The sequence below is a fragment of the Litorihabitans aurantiacus genome (genome assembly GCF_030161595.1).
GTDB classification, from domain to species: domain Bacteria; phylum Actinomycetota; class Actinomycetes; order Actinomycetales; family Beutenbergiaceae; genus Litorihabitans; species Litorihabitans aurantiacus.
Window position 1 is genome coordinate 2,973,094 of the sequence record NZ_BSUM01000001.1, and the last position, 18,322, is coordinate 2,991,415.

Below are 18,322 nucleotides of genomic sequence, written 5' to 3' on the forward strand. Positions count from 1 at the left end.
CCGTTGCTACATCAGTTCGAGGCGACTCGAAGCCGTGGGCGACGGTGGTGTGGCAGGGGGTGGGTGGCGTGGCGGTCGAACCGTTGGTGCGTGTCGAGCAGGAGTGGACGGCGGCCTCGCCAGCGGTCGCGGCGTCGTCGTCACGCGGGACGACAGCCGCGGCGTCGGCGGGGACGTCACCCAGCTCGGCGCCAGACGCTGGAGCAGCCGGGAGCGTCACCGCCGCGGCGGACGCGGTTCGTCGGGCGGTCGGGGACCTCGCACGGGCAGTCGCCGCAGCGGGTGCAAGTGGGCCGGCAGCTCCGAGCGGGCCGGGCGGGGACGCGCGCGCGGGGGCGTGGGCGGGGGCGCGGCTCCCGGGGCGCGGCGCCGACCGAGGAGCTCACCGCCGCACTGGCCGTGCTCGACGGTGCGACGTCGGTGCTGGGGGTCGCCCGGGCCGACGTCCTCGGACTGGTGCGCGCCTCCCGCCGCTGGCAGACGTCCGGCCGCTCCCGAGATTTCGCGGACTGGCGCGGAACGACGACCGGTCAGGGTCGCGGGAGCGCCCTCGGCGAGGAGCGTGTCGTCGACGCCATGGCGTCGCTGCCCGCGGTGACCGACGCCGCCAGGTCGGGCGACGTCAGTCACGGACACCTGTCGGCGGTCGCCGGTGTGCTCGCCGGAGCCTCCGAGCGGACGCGACAGCGGCTCGTCGAGGTGGAGGACCAGATCCTGGAGGCTGCCCGTCAGCTCCCCGTGCCGCAGCTGCGCCGCAACCTGAACGCGCTGGCCACCGCGTGGGACGCCGACGCCGCTGACGCCGAGTTCCACGCCGTCCGCGAGCAGCGCCACCTGCGGCTCACGGCACGCGGCGGGAGCCTGCGCCTCGACGGACTCCTCGACCCCGTCGCGGGCGAGACGCTGCGCACGGCGCTGGAGGCTCTGACTCCCGCGCCCCACCCGGACGACACCCGGACCCCGGACCAGCGCCGCGCCGATGCGCTCGTCGAGCTGGCGGGAGCCGCACTGTCGACGGGGGCGCACAAGGCCGGCGCGCAGGTGCGGCCTCACCTGACCGTTCTCATGCGCGAGGACACCTGGCAGGTCCTGATGCGTCGGCAGCGCGTGACGGCGGGGCAGTCAGGTTCGCCCGAGCAGGGCCGTCCCGCCTGTCCGACCGGTTCGACGACCGAGGCCAGGACGACCATCGCGAACGGGACCGCGATCGGCAGCGGCACGCGGCTCCCGGACGCCGCAGACACGTCCGCAACCGCCACCGCCACGCCGACGGCTCGCCGCCCCCGCCCCATCGCGGGACGAACCACAGAGGCCTTCCGTGACTCGGGCCTTGCGAGCGAGCCGCCGCTCGCACAGCTGGGCAACGGGTCGCTGATCCCGTTCGCCGCGCTCGAGGTGCTGGCGTGCGACGCGCAGGTCCAACGCCTGGTGCTCGACCCGGTCGGTCAGCCGGTCGACGTGGGTCGGACCCAGCGCACCTACACGGGTGACCTCCGTCGGGCCGTCCAGACCCGCGACCGCCACTGCCAGTGGCCCGGCTGCAGCCTCCGTGCCACCTGGGGCGAGGTCCACCACCTCCAGCACTGGGCGCACGGTGGTCCGACGTCGATCGCCAACGCCATCACGCTGTGCACCCGCCACCACCACGACGTCCACCGCGACGAGATCCGGATCAGCCCCGTCGCCGGCGGGTTCCGATTCGTCACGCCGAGCGGTGTTCGGATCGGCACGACGACGAGGCTCCACGACGACCTGCTGGTGCCCGCGGCCCGCCCACCGGCTACCGCACCGACCGCCCCACCGGCTCCACCGCCCCCACCGCCCCCACCGGCCCCACCGGCCCCACCGGCCCCACCGGCCCCACCGGCCCCACCGGCCCCACCGGCCCCACCGGCCCCACCGACGATCGTTCCGCCGGCTCCCCTACCCACTCCGACGACGACTCACCGTCTGTCCCGACTCGAGCCGCGGCGCGCCGACCCCGGCGCCGTCGCATTCCCCGACGGCGTTCGTCCGAAGGAACCACCCCTCGCCCCACGGGGCTCTCGCGGCGCGCCTCCGGATCCGGGACCGTCGCACGACCCTGCCCACGGCCGCGGCTCACCCGAACGCGCTGCCGCCCTGTGGTGACCCGTGGAGTCGCGCGAGCGGGGGCGACTGCAGCGGTGTTCCGTCGCCTGGTCCCGCGCCCGCGGTCGAAACAGGTTGCGTGGTCCCACGCGGGACGTCAGCAAGGGTTCGCGTCGTTCGGCGCACACGGCGGCAGGCCGTGTCGCGGTCTGCCGTGCGCGGCGGCAGGCCGTGGCACGGCCCGAGGAGCGCGGCAGCAGGCCGTGGCACGGCCCGACGAGCGCGGCAGCAGGCCGTGGCACGGCCCGACGAGCGCGGCAGCAGGCCGTGGCACGGCCCGACGAGCGCGGCGACAGGCCGTGGCACCATCCGACGAGCGCGGCGGGCCGTCGAACCGTCCGACATGCGCGGCGACAGGTCATCGCGCAGTCCGGCACTGCGGCGGTGAGTCGTCAGGCAGTCCGGCGAACGAGCAGCCGGCTCTTCTCCGCACCGATCCCCCACCGAGCTCCCGCGTCCCTCTAGGGTGACCGGCATGTCACAGGACTGGTCGCAGAACCGAGCCATCCGGGACCTCAACGAGGCCATGGCCGCGCAGGCCGCCGCCGCGAGCGCTCGGCAGCGCGCCGTCGAGCGCCGCATCCAGGCCCTGCAGGGTGACCTGACGACCAAGGTCGACACCCTCACCTTCCAGCTCAACGCCCTCATCGAGCTCGGCGACATCCGAGACGAGCTCACCCTGTACATCCCGACGCGTCGCGCGCGCGACGCGGCCGTCGCCCTCACCCGCGCCGTCCTGCGCGGGGACGGGGACCTCACCTACCTCCGCCAGTCGCCCGACCTCGCCTCCGACGGTGACTACTGGCTCGTCCCGGCGGCGCTCGCCATCGTGGATGCGCGCCAGGGCACCCTCGACGCGGACGCGGCCGACACCGCGCTGCGGCTCGACCGGGGCCGGGCCGCCCCGTTCCTCGTGGCCGTCACCACCCTCGTGGGCCACCCCGAGCTCACCACCTCGATGCTCGACAGCTGCTTCCAGGGCCTCGCATCCGGTCCCCCCACCGGCACCCCCGCGTTCGGGAGCGCCGAGGGCGAGGCCCCCGCGGCTCCCGCGGCGGCCGGCGGAGGGCGCACCCGCGGCGCCTCACGCGGTTCGAGCACGTCGACCGTCCGCGGGTTCCGCACCCCGTCCGAACCCGACACCTCCTCCTCGGAGAAGGTCACCCACACCGAACGCGTGCTGTGGCGCGCCGCGACCGCCGGCATGCTCGGCCAGGACGCGGTGACCACGGTGCGCAACGCCGTCGCCGCCCGCCTCGCCCTGGCCCAGCCCACCTCGTGGTCGCGCAGCACGGGCGACCTGCTCCACGAGGCCCCCGCCTCGGGCACCTCACGTCGGGCCCGGACCCGCTCGCGAACCTCTCGCAGGAGGAGTCGCCGTCCGGTCGACGGAGCGCCACCCCCGCCACGACGAACCGCGAGGCCGTCCTGAGCTCGTGGTCCCTGTGGGCGGACCGCGTGGCCGGGCACGAGCTCCGGGGCAACCGCGCCGTCGGGGCCGCCGACCTCACGGCCGGGGGCTGGGGCAGCCCGGAGGGTGAGCGCCCGACGCGCGAGGTGGACCCCGTCGTCTGTCTCGAACGCATCGTGATGTCGCTCGCCGTCGAGGGCGGCCCCCGCGAGCGGGAGCTGCTCGACCGCGCGAACCTGCTGGAGACCCACCTCGGCAAGGTCTCCGACCGCGAGGCGCAGTGGTGGTCGCAGCCGGCGGGCGGCGTCGTCGAGCTCGTGGTGGCGGACGCCCGCGGCACGGACGTCGACGCCGCCGCCCTCGTCGCACCGCTCGTGGCACCCCAGCTCCTGCGGGCCGCCGACCAGCACCGCGACCAGCTCCTCGCGTCGCCGCCCCCGAGCGAGTCGGTCACGCTCGTGGGCACGACCGTCACGGTCACACCGGACGACGACGGCGCGGCCGCCGCCGACCAGGCCCAGCGCCGCTACCTCGACCAGCCGATCCCCGGCCCCCAGCTCTGGCTCGTCGGCGCGCTGGCGGGCCTCGCGCTCGTCTTCGTGGTGCTGGCGCTCGTCACCTCACCCGGTTGGTGGGTGCTCGTGGTCGGCCTCGCCATCGGTGCCGCGGCCGCCTACCTCGCCCCGCTGCGCCGCGCGAGCGACGAGCGCGCCCGCCGCGAGCAGACGATCCACCGCTTCACGAGCGCCCTGGAGCAGGCGCGCCAGAAGGTGCGCCAGGGTGCGGCGTCGCTCGAGGTCAGCCGCGAGACGGTCCACCACGGCCACGCCGCGATGACGCGCTCGCTCGAGAAGATCGCGCCCGCGGCGCGCTAGTCCGACAGCGGGACGCCCGCTAGTCCGACAGCGGGACGCCGTCCTCGCGGACGCCGGACCACCGCGCCGCCGACCTGATCCGCCCCACCCGACCATCCCGCGTCGACAGCCCGCCCTCAGCGAGGCGCGACCGCCGGGACGCCGTCGTCGGCGAGCCGCTGGAACAGCACGTGGTCGCGCCAGGCGCCGTCGATGCTGAGGAACCCGGGTGCGAGCCCGTACCGGCTGAAGCCGCTCTTCGCGAGCACCCGCTGCGACGCGAGGTTGTCGACGAGCGTCCCCGCCTCGAGCCGGTGCAGCTCGAGCGGGCCGAAGGCCAGCGCACAGGCGTCGGCGACCGCCGCCGTCGCCAGTCCCCGGCCCCCGGCGCCCTGCGCGACCCAGTAGCCGAGCGCACCCGAGCAGAAGGCGCCGCGCGCGATCGACGTGACCGTGAGGCGACCGACGATCGCGCCGTCGTCGACGATCACCAGCGGGAGCGCGGTCCCCGCCGCCCGCGAGTCCAGGAGCGTCTCCGCAAGTCGCGCCTGGCCGTCCCGCGTGAAGAAGGACTCGGGCCGTCGCGGCTCGAACGGCGCGAGGAACGCGCGCTCGCGCACGACCAGGTCGGCCAGCTCGGCCGCATCCTCGACGGCGAGCGCCCGGGTGACGCTCACCGCAGCGTCACGAGCCGGTCGAGGTCGTCGTCGGGCAGGACGTCGGCGACGGCGGTGACCTCCATCGCACCCATCGTCGCCGTCCCGTGGTGCACCGAGAGGAACGCTGTCGACGACGCGTCCTGGCCCGTCGCGATCCGCACGAGCGAGCCGCGGGGCGCGAGCGTCGTCGCGTCCACCACGCACCAGCGGCCGTCCACGAACGCCTCGGCCACCGCGTGGAAGTCCATCGGGGTCAACCCGGGCGCGTAGACCGAGACGAGGCGCGCCGGGACGTCCAGCGCCCGCAGCAGTGCGACGACGAGGTGGGCGTAGTCCCGGCACACCCCCTGACGCGCCAGCAGGGTGCGGACCGCGCCGTCCGTGGGCAGCGACGCCCCGGGAACATAGGCGAGCCGCGTCCCGACCCAGGAGCTCACCGCCGCCAGGAGCGGGGCGCCGCTCAGGCCGGCGAACTCGCTGCGCGCGGTCGGCGCGAGCGAGTCGGACTCGCAGTAGCGGCTCGGGCGGAGGAACGCGATCGTGTCGGCCTCGGTGGGCTCGGCGGGTTCGGCCAGGCGCGTGAGGCTGGCGCGGTAGTCGATGCTGACCGGGCCCGCACCCGCCTCGACGACGTGCAGGCGAGTCCCGTGCGAAGCGAGGAGCTCGCGCGGCTCGACGGCGTCGCCGGCGGCCGTGACCGTCAGCGACTCGGTCGCCCCGGCGTCGAGGTGCTCCTGCGCGACCGCGATCTCGAGGACCAGCGTGGCCGGCGTGGTGACGTCGAGCTCGAGGTGGGCCGTGACGGTGCGCTCCATGCCCCCAGTCTGGGGGACGTGGTGCGCGATGCATCGGGTGGGCCTCGACGGGTCGGCGCGCTCCGCCCGGTCGACCCGGTCCGCGCCGTCGACCCGGTGCGCCCGGTCCGCGCGGTCCCCCCGGTCCAGAGGAGACCATCGTGGCCGACGCGATGAGCGACCTAGTCGGCGAGCCGCGCCGGGAAGCCGCCCGTCGCGATGGGTCCCCAGCGCTCGAGCGTGATCCGGATGAGGCACTTGCCCTGCGCGACCATCGCGGCGCGGTACTCGTCCCAGTCGGGGTGCTCACCGCTGATGGCGCGGAAGTAGTCGACGAGGGGCTCGACAGCGTCCGGCAGCTCGATGACCTCGGCCGTCCCGTCGACCTGCACCCACGGGTCGTTGAACTCGGCGCCGAGCGACATCAGCGACGCCGCCGGGTTGCGCCGCAGGTTCGCGACCTTCGCCCGCTCGGGGTAGGTCGAGATGACGACGCGGCCCTCGCCGTCGACCCCGTAGCTGACCGGGCTGAGCTGCGGCGATCCGTCGCGGCGCGTGGTGACCAGGACCCCGTCGTGCCGCGAGCCGAGGAACTCCTCCAGCTCGGTGCGCTCGACGCGGGTGTTCGTGGCGATGGAACGAGGCATGCCCCGAACCTAGCAACCAAGGCTCCTCGAGGCCCTCGAGCGGGGAGATGCGACGGCGGCCGCCCACCGAGGTGGACGGCCGCCGCCGACGAGGTGGCTGGCCCGACAGTCGCCTCGCGGCGAACGGCCGCTCGTAGCGGCATAGGTGAGGCCCGGGGACATGTACCGGGCCAGCCAGGGGATACAACCACGCGTCGCCCGAGGTATTCCCGCCCAGACGGATCCGTTCGGCGTCGGGTCGGGCGACCTCAGTAGGCCGCGGTGAACCGCACCCGCCGATGGGCGGGGTTCTCGATCTCGTCGACGATCGCGAGCGCGAGGTCGGCGCCGGAGATGGCGGAGCGGCCGTCGGCGTCGACCAGGAGCACGTCCCCGCCCACGCGGTAGCGGCCCGTCGCCTCGCCCGGCGCGTACGAGCCGAACCCGGCAGCCGGGCTGACGTAGAACCAGTCGAGCTCGGCGGGGGTGGCGCGCAGGTCCTCGAGCACGCCCGCCGCCTCCAGCGCCTCGGCCCTGAATGCCTCGGGGAAGTCGGGGGTCGTGACCAGGAGCGGACCGTCCGGCGCGACCTGCAGCGACCCGGCACCGCCGATGACGCCGAGGCGGACCCCCGCCTCGGGTGCGGCGGCCGCGAGAGCCGCGACGACGGAGCGCACCCTCCCCTCGAGCTCACCACGCGGGGCGAGGGAGGAGAGGACGACGTCGGCGTCCGCGAGCGCCGTCGGGACGAACGCCGGGTCGAGAGCGGAGAGGGTGGCGTAGGTGACGCCGTCGACCGGTGCGGCAGGGGCGTGGCGCGAGTACGAGGTCACCTGGTGGCCGCGACGAGCGGCCTCCGCGACGACGTGCCCGCCCGCGTAGCCGGTGCCGCCGAGAACTGAGATGCGTGCCATGGACTGCCTTTCGATCGCCGGCGTGGGTGGTCCCGCCGTTGCAACAGTCACCATAGGTAACTAACCTCCGAGTGGTAAGTAGGCACCTTGCGGTAACCACCTCGGAAGGCGGGACCATGACGACGACCGACACCCTCGACCCCCTCGTCTGGGACCCCTACGTGCGCGACTGCCCCACGCGCGCGCTGCTCGACCGGATCGGCGACCGCTGGACGGTGCTCGTCATCGGCGCGCTGGCCGACGGGCCGCAGCGGTTCTCGCAGATCGCGCGGCGCGTGGACGGCGTCTCGCAGAAGATGCTGACCCAGACCCTGCGCGCGCTCGAGGCGGACGGGCTCGTCACCCGCACGCAGTACCCCGAGATCCCGCCGCGCGTGGAGTACGAGCTCACCGCCGTCGGGCACACGCTGCGCGACCCGCTGCGCGCGCTGGAGGAGTGGGCCGTGACCCACATGCCCGCGGTGCTGGCCGCCCGCGCGGCGCGGGGGTAGCGCCCGCGATCACACCCCGGCTCCCGCCCGCGACCCCTGCTCGCGCACCGGGGTGGGTGCGGCGGGTGCAGACCGTCGAGCCGTCGCTCGGAGCGACGGTGGCCACCACCAGCGCCACGCCGACGGCGGTCGGTGGTGTTCCAGCCCGATCGCGACGTCGCCGACGGCCTTCACCCAGACCTCGCCGTCGGCGTCGACACGGTCGGCACCGCCGGACCGACCCGACCCTCCCGACCCGCCGCGCCCGGCCGACCCGCCGTTGGGCGGAGCGGATCCGTCCCGGCCGCCCGCGAACCACCGCTGCTCGCACGCCCGCACGAGCACGTCGAGCCGCTCCCTGGCCGGCGCGGGCAGCCGCGCCTCGTCGGCGATGACAGCGGCCGCCGCGCGCAGGCTGGCGGACCGGGGCACCACGACGGCGTGGTCGAGCGCGAGGTCCTCGACCTCCTCCCACGCGGCCGCGGCCCCCGCCCCGCCGCCGCGCGCCGCGACGGCGAGCCGGCGCCGTCCCCGCCGCCAGCGCCAGGCCTGCGGACCCGTGAGCAGCGCGAGCGCGACGAGCAGCGCGATCTCCCCGCGCCCGACGTGCGTCCACGGCCCGGCGTCGGCGCCGTCGCCCGAGCCGGCACTCCCGGCACCTCCGGCGGTCGCGCCGTCGGAGGGATCGGTGGGCGACGGCGTCGCCCCGTCCCCCGGCGTCGTCGCGCCCGCCGTCGGGTCGGCACCCGTCTCCTCCGGCTGCTCGGGCGCGGCCGAGGAGTTCGGGTCGCCGGGGGTGGGGTCCTGCGTCCCGGGGTCGGGCGCCTCCGGCTGCGCGCCACCCCCGGCGTCGGCCGGGTCGAGGCCGGCGACGGCGGGCGCCGCCTGGCCGCCCTGCCCGCCCCCGCCCGGGGTGGGGTCGAAGCGGACCCAGCCCGCGCCGTCGAACCGGACCTCGACCCACGCGTGGGCGTTGTGGCTGGTGACGGTGGTGACACCGGCCGCGTCGGTGGTGCCCGAGCCGAAGCCGACCACCACCCGCGCCGGGATGTCGAGCGAGCGCAGCATGACGCCCATGGCCGAGGCGTACTGCTCGCAGTAGCCGCGCCGCAGCTCGAGGAAGTCCACCAGCGCGTCACCGCTCGTCCCCTCCGGCACGCGCAGGCTGTAGACGAACCCGTTCGACGCCGTCGTGAACCAGCGCTGGAGCGCCAGTGCCTGGTCGAACGAGGTGCTCGCACCCTGCGTCGCCTCCTGCGCGAGCCGGCGCACCCGCGGATCGAGGTCGCCGACCTCGATCTCGTCACGACGAGGGGAGACGGTGTCGGCGCGGAGCTCCTCGACCGAGGGGAGCGCGGGGTCGAGCCGGAGGCTGTAGTCGTCGATCTCGGTCGGCTCGTCGTCGTAGTAGGTGTCGAGGCCGGGGTCGTGGCGCAGCCCGCCGTCGGCCGTGACGCCCGTCGTGCCCTCGAGCACGGGCAGGAAGCGCGAGGTCAGGTCGAGCGTCTCGATGTCGACCTCGGTCCCCCCGGCCCCCTGCGGCGGGCGGTCCCGCTCGAGGTCCTCGGTGATGGCCCAGCCGGAGTCGTTGGTCCACTCCGTCAGCGCGGCCGTGCGCAGGTAGCGGGGACCGGCGGGCGAGGTGAAGCGCAGCAGCGGGCGGTCGTCGCCGCGCAGGAGGTCGCCGACGAGGCCCGTGAACGGCGACGCCGTGCCGATGCCGGCCGACGTGGTGCGCTCGAGGCGGCCGTCCGCCCGCACCCCGGACGCGTTCGTGGCCGCGAGCGCCGCCACGAGGGCGAGCACGCCGAGGCCCGCCGCGCCCGCGCGCGCCGCCGGGCTCGCGGGGTGGCTCGCGGTGTGGCCCGCGCGTCCGCCGCGGCCCCCCGCCCGGCCACTGGCGACCCGCGACGAGCGCGCCGGTCCGGCCGCCGCCAGCACGGCGACGTAGGCGGCGCCGGGTGCCACGAGCGCGAACCACGGCAGCGCGGTCGGGTCGAAGGTCGCGCCCGTGGCGACGACGGCGGCCGCCGGCAGCGCGACGAGCGCCGGGACGCGGGCGGCGAGCGCGTCCACCACGACGGCGGTGAGGCCCACCACGCCCGTGAGCACCACCTCGACGGCGGGCACCACCCCCGCGGGCGCACCCGAGACCTCGATGTGGGCCAGCGCGATGCGCGCCACCTCGCCGACGTCGGCCGGTGAGCGCACGCCGAACACGAGCGCGAGCAGGCCGGCGAGGGCCACGAGCTGGACGAGCGTGACGCCGAGGGCGGGCAGCCGCGTGGGGCGCAGCGCGAGCCCGAGCCCGACGACCCACGCGGTCGCGAGGGTCGGCCAGAGGACCCAGTCGCTGCCGACGAGCACCTCGTCGATCGCGAGCAGGCTCGCCAGGAGCATGACGGCCGCGAGGACGCGGACCGGCCAGGGCGACAGGGGGCGCGCGGCGGGACGCGGGTCGGAGCGCCGCGTCCGGGGCGCGGGGCCGCGCGTCGTGCCGCGCGCAGCCCCGCCCGGGGTCGACGTCGTGGTGCGCGCACGCACGGGAGCCTGGGTCATCGCGGCACCTCCCCCACCTGGACGACCCGCGGCGTGCGGCCGCCGTCACCGGGATCACCGGGTCGCGCACCGCCACCGCGCCGGTCGGGACCGGCCCCGTCACGCCGTGCCGGTCCGGCGGGTGCTCCTCCGATAAACGCACCGCCGGCGTCCCCGTCGCCGCGGCCGGCACCGCTCCACCCCGAGCCGCCCCGGACGGCCGCACCCCCGCACAGCCGCCGCCAGGCGTCGGCGAGGTGAGCCCCGCCGTCGGGCGTCGCGGCGTCGGTGACGTCCACGGTCACGACGCGCCAGCCGGCGCCGCGCAGCACGTCCACGCACGTGGGCGCGTCCCCGACCACGAGCGCGAGCGCGGTGCCGCGCCGCAGGGCCGCGAGCGCCGTCGCCTCGCTCGCCGTCAGCGGCCCGACGACGGCGACGACCGCGTCCGGCGACCCCGTCACGACGGGGTGCCACGGGCTCTCCCCGGGCGGCTCCCCCACGACGGCGAGCGCGGCCAGCAGGTCGTCGGCGACGTCGTGCCCGCTGACGATCGCGGCACCCGCGTGGTCGGTGAGGTCGACCTCGACGTCCTGCTCGAGCAGGTGGTGGCCGATCGAGGCGGCGAGCGCGACGGCGACCTCGAGACCGTCCGGCGCCGCGCCGTCGGGGCTGAACGCGGCGTTCTCCGGCGTCGGGCCGCCGGGTGCGGGGCGACCGGCGGCGCGGCGCGAGTCCTCGCGTCCCGCGCCCGGCCCGTCGGGCCGGTTCACCGGGGATTCAGCACCGACACCACCCGCCGGCCGCCGCGCGTCGAGCACGAGCGCGGCCGAGCCGAGCGTCGTCGGGCCGGCGACCCTGACCACGAGGTCGTCGAGCAGCCGGGCGGAGGCGCGCCAGTGGATGGTGCGCGGGTCGTCCCCGGCGCGGTAGGCGCGCACCCCCGCATCGGGGTCGCCGCCGCCGGGCTGCCCTGTCGGGGCGCCGCGGCCGGTCGAGGTGCGGCCCACCAGCCCGCGCGGCAGGCCGGTCAGGGGCAGCACGGTGGGGAGCACGAGCAGCTCGGCAGAGGCCGGGAGGACCCGCACCACGCGGGCGAGACCGAGCGGGTCGTGCATCGTCACGCGGGGCGAGGGCACGCGGTAGGCACCCCGACGGCGCGCGCGCAGCGGGAGCGAGAGCGCGGTCCGCTCGGCGGGCGGGACCGGGGGGACGGTGCGACGCACACCGGTCAGCAGGTCGGTGATCCCGGGTTGCACGAGGTCGAGGGGGCGCGTGGTGCGGGGGCCGACGTTGCGCAGGCGCAGCCGCAGCGAGCCGACCTCGCCGGCCTGCAGCCGGACGGGTTCGACGCGGTGGTCGGCCTCGAGCGTGGGGCGCCGGGTCGCGACGGCGAGCCACGCCAGCACGCTCAGCGCGAGTGGGAGGACCCCGAGGAAGACGAGGTCGCGCTCGCGCAGCGCGACCGCCGCCACCACGAGCCCGGCGCCCAGGAGCACCGACCAGCGCCCGCGCGGCGTCAGGGTCGGGCCGCGCCGGGACGAACGGAGACCGGCACCCGTCCCGCGGTCGCGCCGGACCGCACCACCGCCGCGCCCGCGCCGTCCAGGGACGCCCGCCGGGGCGCCGTCGCCCTCAGGCCCGGTCACCGCGCGGCACCGCGGTCCGGGAGAGCAGGCCCTCGAGCAGCTCGTGCGCCGTCGGGCGGGCACGGCCCGGTCCGACCGGCGCGAGCATGAGGCGGTGGGCGAGGACGGGGACGGCGAGGTCGGCCACGTCGTCGGGCACGACGTAGTCCCGACCCGCCATCGCCGCCGCGGCCCGCGCCGCCCGGCTGAGGTGGAGCGCGGCGCGCGGCGAGGCGCCCAGCAGCACCTCGGGCAGGGTGCGCGTGCCGCGCACGAGCGTCAGCAGGTACTCGCGCACCACGGGGGCCACGTACACGCGGGCGACGGCGTCCGCCAGTCGCGCGACGCCGTCGGCGTCCGTGATGCGACGCACCTGCGAGAGCGGGTCGACGTCGGCGCGGTCCTCGAGCATCGCGAGCTCGGCCTCACGCCCGGGGTAGCCGATCGTGGTCTGGGCGAGGAAGCGGTCGCGCTGCGCCTCGGGCAGCGGGTAGGTGCCCTCCATCTCGACCGGGTTCTGCGTGGCCAGCACGAGGAACGGGCGCCGCAGGACGTAGGTGCGGCCGTCGACCGAGACCTGGCTCTCCTCCATCGCCTCGAGCAGCGCCGACTGGGTGCGGGGCGAGGCGCGGTTGATCTCGTCGGCCACCACGATCGAGGCGAACACGGGGCCGGGCCGGAACTCGAACTCGGACGTGACCCGGTTGTAGATGCTGGCGCCGGTGACGTCGCTCGGCATCAGGTCGGGGGTGAACTGCACGCGCGAGACGGGCGCGTCCACCGCCCGCGACAGCGCCTTGGCCAGGCTGGTCTTCCCGGTGCCGGGGACGTCCTCGATGAGGAGGTGGCCCTCGCTCAGCAGGCACACGACGGCGAGGCGGACCACGTCCTCCTTGCCCACCAGCACGCGCGAGACCGCGTCCGCGACGCGCTGCGCGACGTCAGCGACCTCGGTGACGTCGGCGGGCGTCGTCGTGGGTGGCGCGGCCGCGGCGGGGTCGAGGTGGTCGATGTCGTGATCGCTCGTCAACGCGCGCTCCCTCGGACGTGAGCGAGGAGTGCTCCGGCGCTCGGTCACCCCAGTCTCGCAAAGATCGTCCGGACGTGCGGGTCGAGGCTGCGGGCACCGACCGTCCACGCCGTCGCGCCCACCCTCCTCACGCCCGAGCCCGGCGCTCCCGGGCCGCCCGGACCGCCCGCAGGCGCGGCCACGTCCGCACCGCCAGGACGACGGCGCCGGGCACCGTCGAGACGAGCGCCAGCAGACCGTAGGCGATCGAGACGGCGAGACCGAGGCTCGCGGGGTGGCCGGAGGTCTCGAACACCCAGCCGGCCGCCGCCTCCCGCGGCCCCCAGCCGCCGACCCCGAGCGGGACCGACATCCCGCCGAGCGCGACGGCGGCCAGGCCCGGCAGCTCCGCCGGCGGGAACCGGGGCGCGACGGCGATCGCCGCGAGGACGAACATCGCGACGAACGTGGCCCATCCGAGCAGCGACAGCGCGGTGATCCGGGCGACCTCGCGCCCGCCGAGCCCGCGCAGCCACCGCCGGCTCAGGACGGCCGCGGCGAGCGCGACGGCGAGCGCGGCGACCGCGACCAGCGGCGCGAGCGGGAGCAGCACGACGCCCGCCGCCGCGAACACGATCGTCGTGCCGACCAGGCGCTCGGCGGCGACGGCGCGGACGCTGCTGGTCAGCGCCTGGCGTGCGGCGGGGGCCTCGTGGTCGCTGCTGTCGTCCAGGGCCCGCACCAGGTCGCCGCCGACACCCCCGGGCAGGACGCCGTTGAGGAACGCGGACTGCCAGCAGCGTGCGACCGCGGACCGGGTCGTGAGCGGGATGCCGTGGTGGCGGGCGACGACGCGCGCCCGCAGTCCCTGCAGCACCACCCCGAGACCCCCGAGGAGCGCGCCGCCGAGCAGCGCCCACCACGGCAGCGACGTCAGGGCGTCCGCGAACGGCCCCCAGCCCCAGGCGGCGCCGAGCGCCACCAGGAGCCCGACGCTCACGAGCACCTGCGCCGCGGCGATCGCGATCACCCGGGCGCGGGTACGGGAACGGGCGCCGGGGTCGGGACCGGTCACGGGACGCGTCGGTCGCGGGGCGGGAGGCTCAGCAGGTCGACGTGGCCCACCCGCACCCGCAGCTCCCCGCGCTCCAGCTGCTGCTCGCGTCGCCGCCACCACGCCTGCGCGCGGTCGGCGGACGACGGGTCCTGCTCGGCGACGACGTCGGCACGGTCGCGCACGTAGCGCCGCACGAGCGCGGCGTCGTCCGCGTCCGTCGCGCCGCCCGTCCCGAGGACCCAGTCGGTGGACCGCAGGTGCACCCGCGCACCGCGGGCGCGCAGGGCGGCCGCGACGACGTCGGCGGCCCCGGGTCCCAGGAGCCCGCCGCGCCGCTGGTGGGCGTCGAAGGTCGCGGCGACGAACGCGTCGTCGGGGTCGGACGGGTGCAGCTCGACCTCGCCGGTGACGCTCAGGCTCAGGAGCGCGGGGATCCCGGGTCGACCGACCGGTGCGAGGGCGTCGAGGAGGTGCCCGACGTCGTCGGGCCGCAGCAGGTCCAGGAGCGCCGCGCACGTCACCAGCGTCGCCGGGCCCTCCGGCTCGAGGTCGGCGAGGAGGTCGGTCAGGCAGTCGGCACCGGCGAGGACCCACCGCGCCTCGACCCCGGGCGCGGCCTCGCCGGTGTCCGCGACGGCGGCGAGATCGGCGTCGTGGTCCACGAGGCTCCACCGCTGGCGGCCCGGCAGCCGCGGGGCGAGCCACGCGAGGTTCGACCCCGTGCCGGCGCCGAGGTCGACCACGTCCCACGCGGCCGCCTCGTCCGCGCCGACCTCGCGCAGGTGCTCGCGCAGCAGGGCCAGCAGGTCGCGGGCGCGCTCGCGCGCGCGGTGGTCGGCCGAGCGCCGCAGTGCGAGCCAGTCCGCCTCGACGGGTCGCTCTACCATCCGATCGCCTCCCTGATCCGTACCGCCGTCGCGTCCCACCCGCTGAGGTGCTCGCGGTGACGCCGCGCCGCACGGGACCACTCCGCCCGCAGCGTCGCATCCGCCAGCCACCGCTCGAGCACGGCGGCCAGGGACGCGCCGTCGGTCACGTCGACCGCGGCTCCGGGCAGCGGGAGGTCGGCCCGGACGCCGTCGCCGCGCAGAGCCTCGACCGCGCCGGTCCCCGCGGCCACGACCGCCGGCACCCCGCGGGCCAGCGCCTCCGTGACGACCATCCCGTAGGTCTCGGCGAGCGAGGGCAGGACCAGCAGGTCGCAGCCGTCCCAGACCGCGTCCAGCTCCTCGCCCGTGCGGGGGCCCAGAACCTCGACGTGCGGGCCGAGACGCGCAGCGGTGCCGCGCACGGCCGAGGCGTAGGCGGGATCCGCACCCTCCGGTCCGACGACGAGCGCCGAGAACCGGGTCGCGGGCCGCGCCCCGGGGGCCTCGAGAGCGGCGAGCGCCTCGAGCGCCGCCACCGCGTTCTTGCGCGGCGTGAGGGCCCCGAGCACGAGCAGCCGCGGCGGCCGGCTCCCCCGGGCGAGCCTGGCCGGATCGACCCCCGGGGTCGCGACGGCGACGCGGGTGAGACCGTGGCGCACCGCCAGGTCCTCGCGGGTCCACCGGCTCGTCGCGACGACCGCGTCGGCCCCGACCAGCGCGCGGCGCTCCGCGGCGGCGAGCGCGAGGGCGTCGTCGCCCGCACCAGGCCCCGAACCGGAACCCGCACCGGCACCGGCCCGCCCGCCCTCGAGCGCCAGCGGTAGGTGCACGAGCACCGTCACGCGCGTGCCGGAGGCCCTCGCCGCGGCGAGCTCGTCCGGCGCGGCGGAGGCGATCAGGCCGTCGACGACGACGTCGTCGTGACGCGCGAGCGCCCGCCGCAGCTCGTCCCGGTCGGCGGGTCCGGGGGTGGGCCAGCGACCGGGGATCCGCTCCTCCCCCACCTCGAGGCCGGCCGCGCGCAGCTCCTCGAGCACCCGCCGGTCGTAGGCGCTGCCGCCGGACGGTCCCGGCAGGCCACCGGGGACGACGAGGGCCCGGCCGCGGCCCTCAGGCACGCAGGTCGACGTCGTGGGCGACCCACGCGTCGGGGTGCTCGCGCACGACGACCCCGACCCCCGCGATGTCCTCACCCGCGCGCTCGGCCAGGGACTGCGCGACGTGACCCGCGACGGCCTCGGTGGTGCTCAGCCGACCCGCGAAGACCGGCGACTCGTCGAGGTTGGCGTACCGCAGCGGGTCGAGGACCTCGGCCAGCTGCCGGCTCGCCTCACCGATGTCCATCACGACGGCGTGCGGTCCCAGCTGCTCGCGGCGCCAGGTCGCCTCGATCACGAGCGTGGCCCCGTGCATCCCCTGCGCCGGGCCGAAGAACGGGTCGGGCAGGGTGTGGGCGATCATCACGTGGTCACGGACGGTCAGGCTGTACACGGCTTCCTCCAGGTCGTTCGGTCGCGGCCCCCGGGTAGGCCACCGCGACACATCCTGCCGACCCGGGGCGTCCGAGCCCGGCCATCGCGTCGGCGATGTCGGCGAAGTCGACGTCGCCGCCGATGAGGACGTCGAAGGCCGGGTCGGCGAGGGCCGCGAGCGCCGTCGCCATCCGCGCCCGCAGGTCGCGCCGGTGCCGACGGGCGCGCCCCACCCGACCCACCTGGCTGGCCGTGATCCTCAGCCGGCGGGCGTGGAAGTCCTCCCCGAGCGGAACGCGCGGGGCGGTCGCACCGAACCAGGAGACCTCGACCAGCTCGGCCTCGTCGCCGAGCAGGCGGAGCGCGAGGTCGAGCCCCGACTCGCTCGCCGAGACGTGGAGGACGAGGTCGCAGTCCCCGGCCGCGTCGTCGGGCGCGACGGCGTCCAGACCCTGCGCGGCGAGGCGCCGCCGCGCGTCGTCGTCGACCTCCACGACCTGCAGGCGATCGAGGGGGAACCCGCGCAGCAGCAGGGCGAGGGCACCGCCGACGAGGCCACCACCCACGACCGCGACGCGGTCGCCGAGGCACGGCGGGGCGTCCCACAGGGCGTTGAGCGCGGTCTCGACCGTGCCGGCGAGGACCGCGCGGCGGGAGGGCACGCCGTCGGGGACCGGGGCGAGCGCCGCGACCGGGACGACGTAGCGGTCCTGGTGCGGGTACAGGCAGAACACCCGCCGCCCGCGCCACGCGGCCGGGCCGTGCTCGACGACCCCGACCGAGAGGTAGCCGTACTTCACCGGGAACGGGAGGTCGCCGGCCTGGAAGGGCGCCCGCATGCGCTGCGTCTGCGAGGCCGGCACGAGCCCGCGCCGCACCAGCGTCTCGGTCCCGCGGCTGATGCCGCTCCAGAGCGTGCGCACGACGGCGTCGTCCGGCCCCGGCTCGGGCAGGTCCTCGGGGCGCAGCTCACCCTCGTCCGGTCCCGTCGCCCACCAGGCGAGGGCGCCGCCGGCGCTCACGACCGTCCCCCCGCGGCGTGCCGGCGCTCGAGGGCGACGACGTCGCGGCCGAACGAGATCGCCAGCAGGGCGAGGGCGGCCGCGGTGATCGCGGCGGCGAGCGCGGGAGGCACGACCGGCAGGAGCGCGAGGACGAGGCCGACCCCTGGACGGCCGCGACGACGCGCCGGAACTGGCTGAAGCGCAGCTCGCCGCGCAGCGCGGGGCGCCACCACCCGATCAGCACGAAGGCGTACCGCATCCCCCCGACCAGGAGCGCGAACCAGCCGACGACCGGCACGAGCAGCGCGGAGAGCACCAGCAGGAGCGCGGCGTCGGACTCCATGTCGAGCCGGCCGCCCGCCTCGCTCGCGGTCCCGGTGCGCCGCGCGACCCACCCGTCGACCGCGTCCAGGGCGAGCGCGACGCCGGCGACCGCGGCCAGCGGCCAGGTGCGGACCGGCACCTGGCCGACGAGCGCGAGCACGGTGGTGGCGGCGACGACACCGATGAGGGCCGTGCGCGCCAGCGTGACGAGGTCGGCCGGACCCGCCGCCGGCGGCCGGCGCCGCAGGACCGACGCCGCGGCGAGACCGGGGACGACCAGGGCGGCCAGCACGGCGGCCGACCCCGGGAGGGGGCCGGCGCCGACGACGGCGGCCAGCGACCCGGCGGCGAGCACGGCGCCGACGGGGGCGGCCACGGGGACCGCCACGGCGACGGTCGCCCGGCGGCCGCGCGGCGGTGCTGCGGGGACGACGGCGGAGGGCGTCCGCTCGCGCGACGTCGGCCTCCCGGCGGTCGTCGACGAGGGTCCTGGCATCCCCCGATCCTAGGCGGGCCCGGTCCCCGGGCCCCGGCCCGGTCCCGTCCCGCCCTCGGCCGCGCCG

The 18,322-nt window shown here is 77.1% G+C and carries 17 protein-coding genes; 4 read left to right on the forward strand and 13 right to left on the reverse strand.

Annotation, left to right across the window (positions count from 1 at the left end; translation table 11 throughout):
• Positions 1-288 precede the first annotated feature (288 nt).
• The 3 genes from QQK22_RS14145 to QQK22_RS14155 all read left to right on the forward strand — a co-directional run bounded on the left by QQK22_RS14145 (position 289) and on the right by QQK22_RS14155 (position 4,416).
• Positions 289-2,130, forward strand: coding sequence for an HNH endonuclease signature motif containing protein (locus QQK22_RS14145; RefSeq protein WP_284251598.1), 1,842 nt, complete (start codon positions 289-291; stop codon positions 2,128-2,130).
• Positions 2,131-2,605: 475 nt separating this feature from the next.
• Positions 2,606-3,562: a hypothetical protein gene (locus QQK22_RS14150; protein WP_284251599.1), complete on the forward strand. Its 957-nt coding sequence runs from the start codon at positions 2,606-2,608 to the stop codon at positions 3,560-3,562.
• A 26-nt stretch (positions 3,563-3,588) separates the two neighbouring features.
• Entirely contained in the window at positions 3,589-4,416 is an 828-nt protein-coding gene (locus QQK22_RS14155; protein ID WP_284251600.1) for a hypothetical protein, read from the forward strand.
• Between the two features lie 116 nt (positions 4,417-4,532).
• Here QQK22_RS14155 and QQK22_RS14160 read toward each other — a convergent pair whose 3' ends face one another.
• The 4 genes from QQK22_RS14160 to QQK22_RS14175 form a co-directional block, all read right to left on the reverse strand.
• Entirely contained in the window at positions 4,533-5,072 is a 540-nt protein-coding gene (locus tag QQK22_RS14160; RefSeq protein WP_284251601.1) for a GNAT family N-acetyltransferase, read from the reverse strand.
• Positions 5,069-5,869 (reverse strand): transglutaminase-like domain-containing protein, encoded by an 801-nt coding sequence (locus QQK22_RS14165; RefSeq protein ID WP_284251602.1) that lies wholly within the window; start codon positions 5,867-5,869, stop codon positions 5,069-5,071. The genes QQK22_RS14160 and QQK22_RS14165 overlap by 4 nt, the downstream gene beginning before the upstream one ends.
• Before the next feature lie 161 nt (positions 5,870-6,030).
• Entirely contained in the window at positions 6,031-6,495 is a 465-nt protein-coding gene (locus QQK22_RS14170) for a PPOX class F420-dependent oxidoreductase (protein WP_284251603.1), read from the reverse strand.
• Positions 6,496-6,743: 248 nt separating this feature from the next.
• Positions 6,744-7,388, reverse strand: coding sequence for an NAD(P)-dependent oxidoreductase (locus QQK22_RS14175; RefSeq protein WP_284251604.1), 645 nt, complete (start codon positions 7,386-7,388; stop codon positions 6,744-6,746).
• A 116-nt stretch (positions 7,389-7,504) separates the two neighbouring features.
• Here QQK22_RS14175 and QQK22_RS14180 point away from each other — a divergent pair, with 116 nt between their 5' ends.
• Positions 7,505-7,879 (forward strand): winged helix-turn-helix transcriptional regulator, encoded by a 375-nt coding sequence (locus QQK22_RS14180; RefSeq protein ID WP_284251605.1) that lies wholly within the window; start codon positions 7,505-7,507, stop codon positions 7,877-7,879.
• 9 nt (positions 7,880-7,888) lie between these two features.
• On the opposite strand, the gene QQK22_RS14185 is transcribed toward QQK22_RS14180, so the two are convergent.
• The 9 genes from QQK22_RS14185 to QQK22_RS14225 form a co-directional block, all read right to left on the reverse strand.
• Positions 7,889-10,417: a transglutaminase-like domain-containing protein gene (locus tag QQK22_RS14185; protein WP_284251606.1), complete on the reverse strand. Its 2,529-nt coding sequence runs from the start codon at positions 10,415-10,417 to the stop codon at positions 7,889-7,891.
• Complete coding sequence (locus QQK22_RS14190) at positions 10,414-12,045, reverse strand: DUF58 domain-containing protein (protein ID WP_284251607.1); 1,632 nt, start codon at positions 12,043-12,045, stop codon at positions 10,414-10,416. Before QQK22_RS14190 ends, QQK22_RS14185 begins: the two co-directional genes overlap by 4 nt.
• The gene (locus QQK22_RS14195) at positions 12,032-13,054 is read right to left on the reverse strand and encodes an AAA family ATPase (protein ID WP_284251608.1); all 1,023 of its coding nucleotides are present in this window, start codon (positions 13,052-13,054) and stop codon (positions 12,032-12,034) included. Before QQK22_RS14195 ends, QQK22_RS14190 begins: the two co-directional genes overlap by 14 nt.
• A 127-nt stretch (positions 13,055-13,181) precedes the next feature.
• Positions 13,182-14,063, reverse strand: a complete 882-nt coding sequence (locus QQK22_RS14200) for a lysylphosphatidylglycerol synthase domain-containing protein (RefSeq protein WP_284251609.1) — start codon at positions 14,061-14,063, stop codon at positions 13,182-13,184.
• A 41-nt stretch (positions 14,064-14,104) separates the two neighbouring features.
• Positions 14,105-14,977 (reverse strand): methyltransferase domain-containing protein, encoded by an 873-nt coding sequence (locus tag QQK22_RS14205; RefSeq protein ID WP_284251610.1) that lies wholly within the window; start codon positions 14,975-14,977, stop codon positions 14,105-14,107.
• Complete coding sequence (locus tag QQK22_RS14210; RefSeq protein WP_284251611.1) at positions 14,971-16,077, reverse strand: glycosyltransferase; 1,107 nt, start codon at positions 16,075-16,077, stop codon at positions 14,971-14,973. Before QQK22_RS14210 ends, QQK22_RS14205 begins: the two co-directional genes overlap by 7 nt.
• A complete protein-coding gene (locus tag QQK22_RS14215; RefSeq protein WP_284251612.1) occupies positions 16,070-16,450 on the reverse strand; it encodes a 6-pyruvoyl trahydropterin synthase family protein in 381 nt (126 codons plus the stop codon). Before QQK22_RS14215 ends, QQK22_RS14210 begins: the two co-directional genes overlap by 8 nt.
• Positions 16,428-17,453: a zinc-dependent alcohol dehydrogenase gene (locus QQK22_RS14220; protein WP_284251613.1), complete on the reverse strand. Its 1,026-nt coding sequence runs from the start codon at positions 17,451-17,453 to the stop codon at positions 16,428-16,430. The genes QQK22_RS14215 and QQK22_RS14220 overlap by 23 nt, the downstream gene beginning before the upstream one ends.
• Positions 17,401-18,255: a CDP-alcohol phosphatidyltransferase family protein gene (locus QQK22_RS14225; protein WP_284251614.1), complete on the reverse strand. Its 855-nt coding sequence runs from the start codon at positions 18,253-18,255 to the stop codon at positions 17,401-17,403. Before QQK22_RS14225 ends, QQK22_RS14220 begins: the two co-directional genes overlap by 53 nt.
• Between the last annotated feature and the right edge of the window lie 67 nt (positions 18,256-18,322).

What these genes read in the sequence shown, in the direction of transcription:
- QQK22_RS14150 (WP_284251599.1), top strand. Translation starts at nt 2,606, where the DNA reads ATGTCACAGGACTGGTCGCAGAACCGAGCCATCCGGGACCTCAACGAG.
- QQK22_RS14165 (WP_284251602.1), bottom strand. Translation starts at nt 5,869, where the DNA reads ATGGAGCGCACCGTCACGGCCCACCTCGAGCTCGACGTCACCACGCCG.
- QQK22_RS14170 (WP_284251603.1), bottom strand. Translation starts at nt 6,495, where the DNA reads ATGCCTCGTTCCATCGCCACGAACACCCGCGTCGAGCGCACCGAGCTG.
- QQK22_RS14175 (WP_284251604.1), bottom strand. Translation starts at nt 7,388, where the DNA reads ATGGCACGCATCTCAGTTCTCGGCGGCACCGGCTACGCGGGCGGGCAC.
- QQK22_RS14180 (WP_284251605.1), top strand. Translation starts at nt 7,505, where the DNA reads ATGACGACGACCGACACCCTCGACCCCCTCGTCTGGGACCCCTACGTG.
- QQK22_RS14185 (WP_284251606.1), bottom strand. Translation starts at nt 10,417, where the DNA reads ATGACCCAGGCTCCCGTGCGTGCGCGCACCACGACGTCGACCCCGGGC.
- QQK22_RS14205 (WP_284251610.1), bottom strand. Translation starts at nt 14,977, where the DNA reads ATGGTAGAGCGACCCGTCGAGGCGGACTGGCTCGCACTGCGGCGCTCG.
- QQK22_RS14225 (WP_284251614.1), bottom strand. Translation starts at nt 18,255, where the DNA reads ATGCCAGGACCCTCGTCGACGACCGCCGGGAGGCCGACGTCGCGCGAG.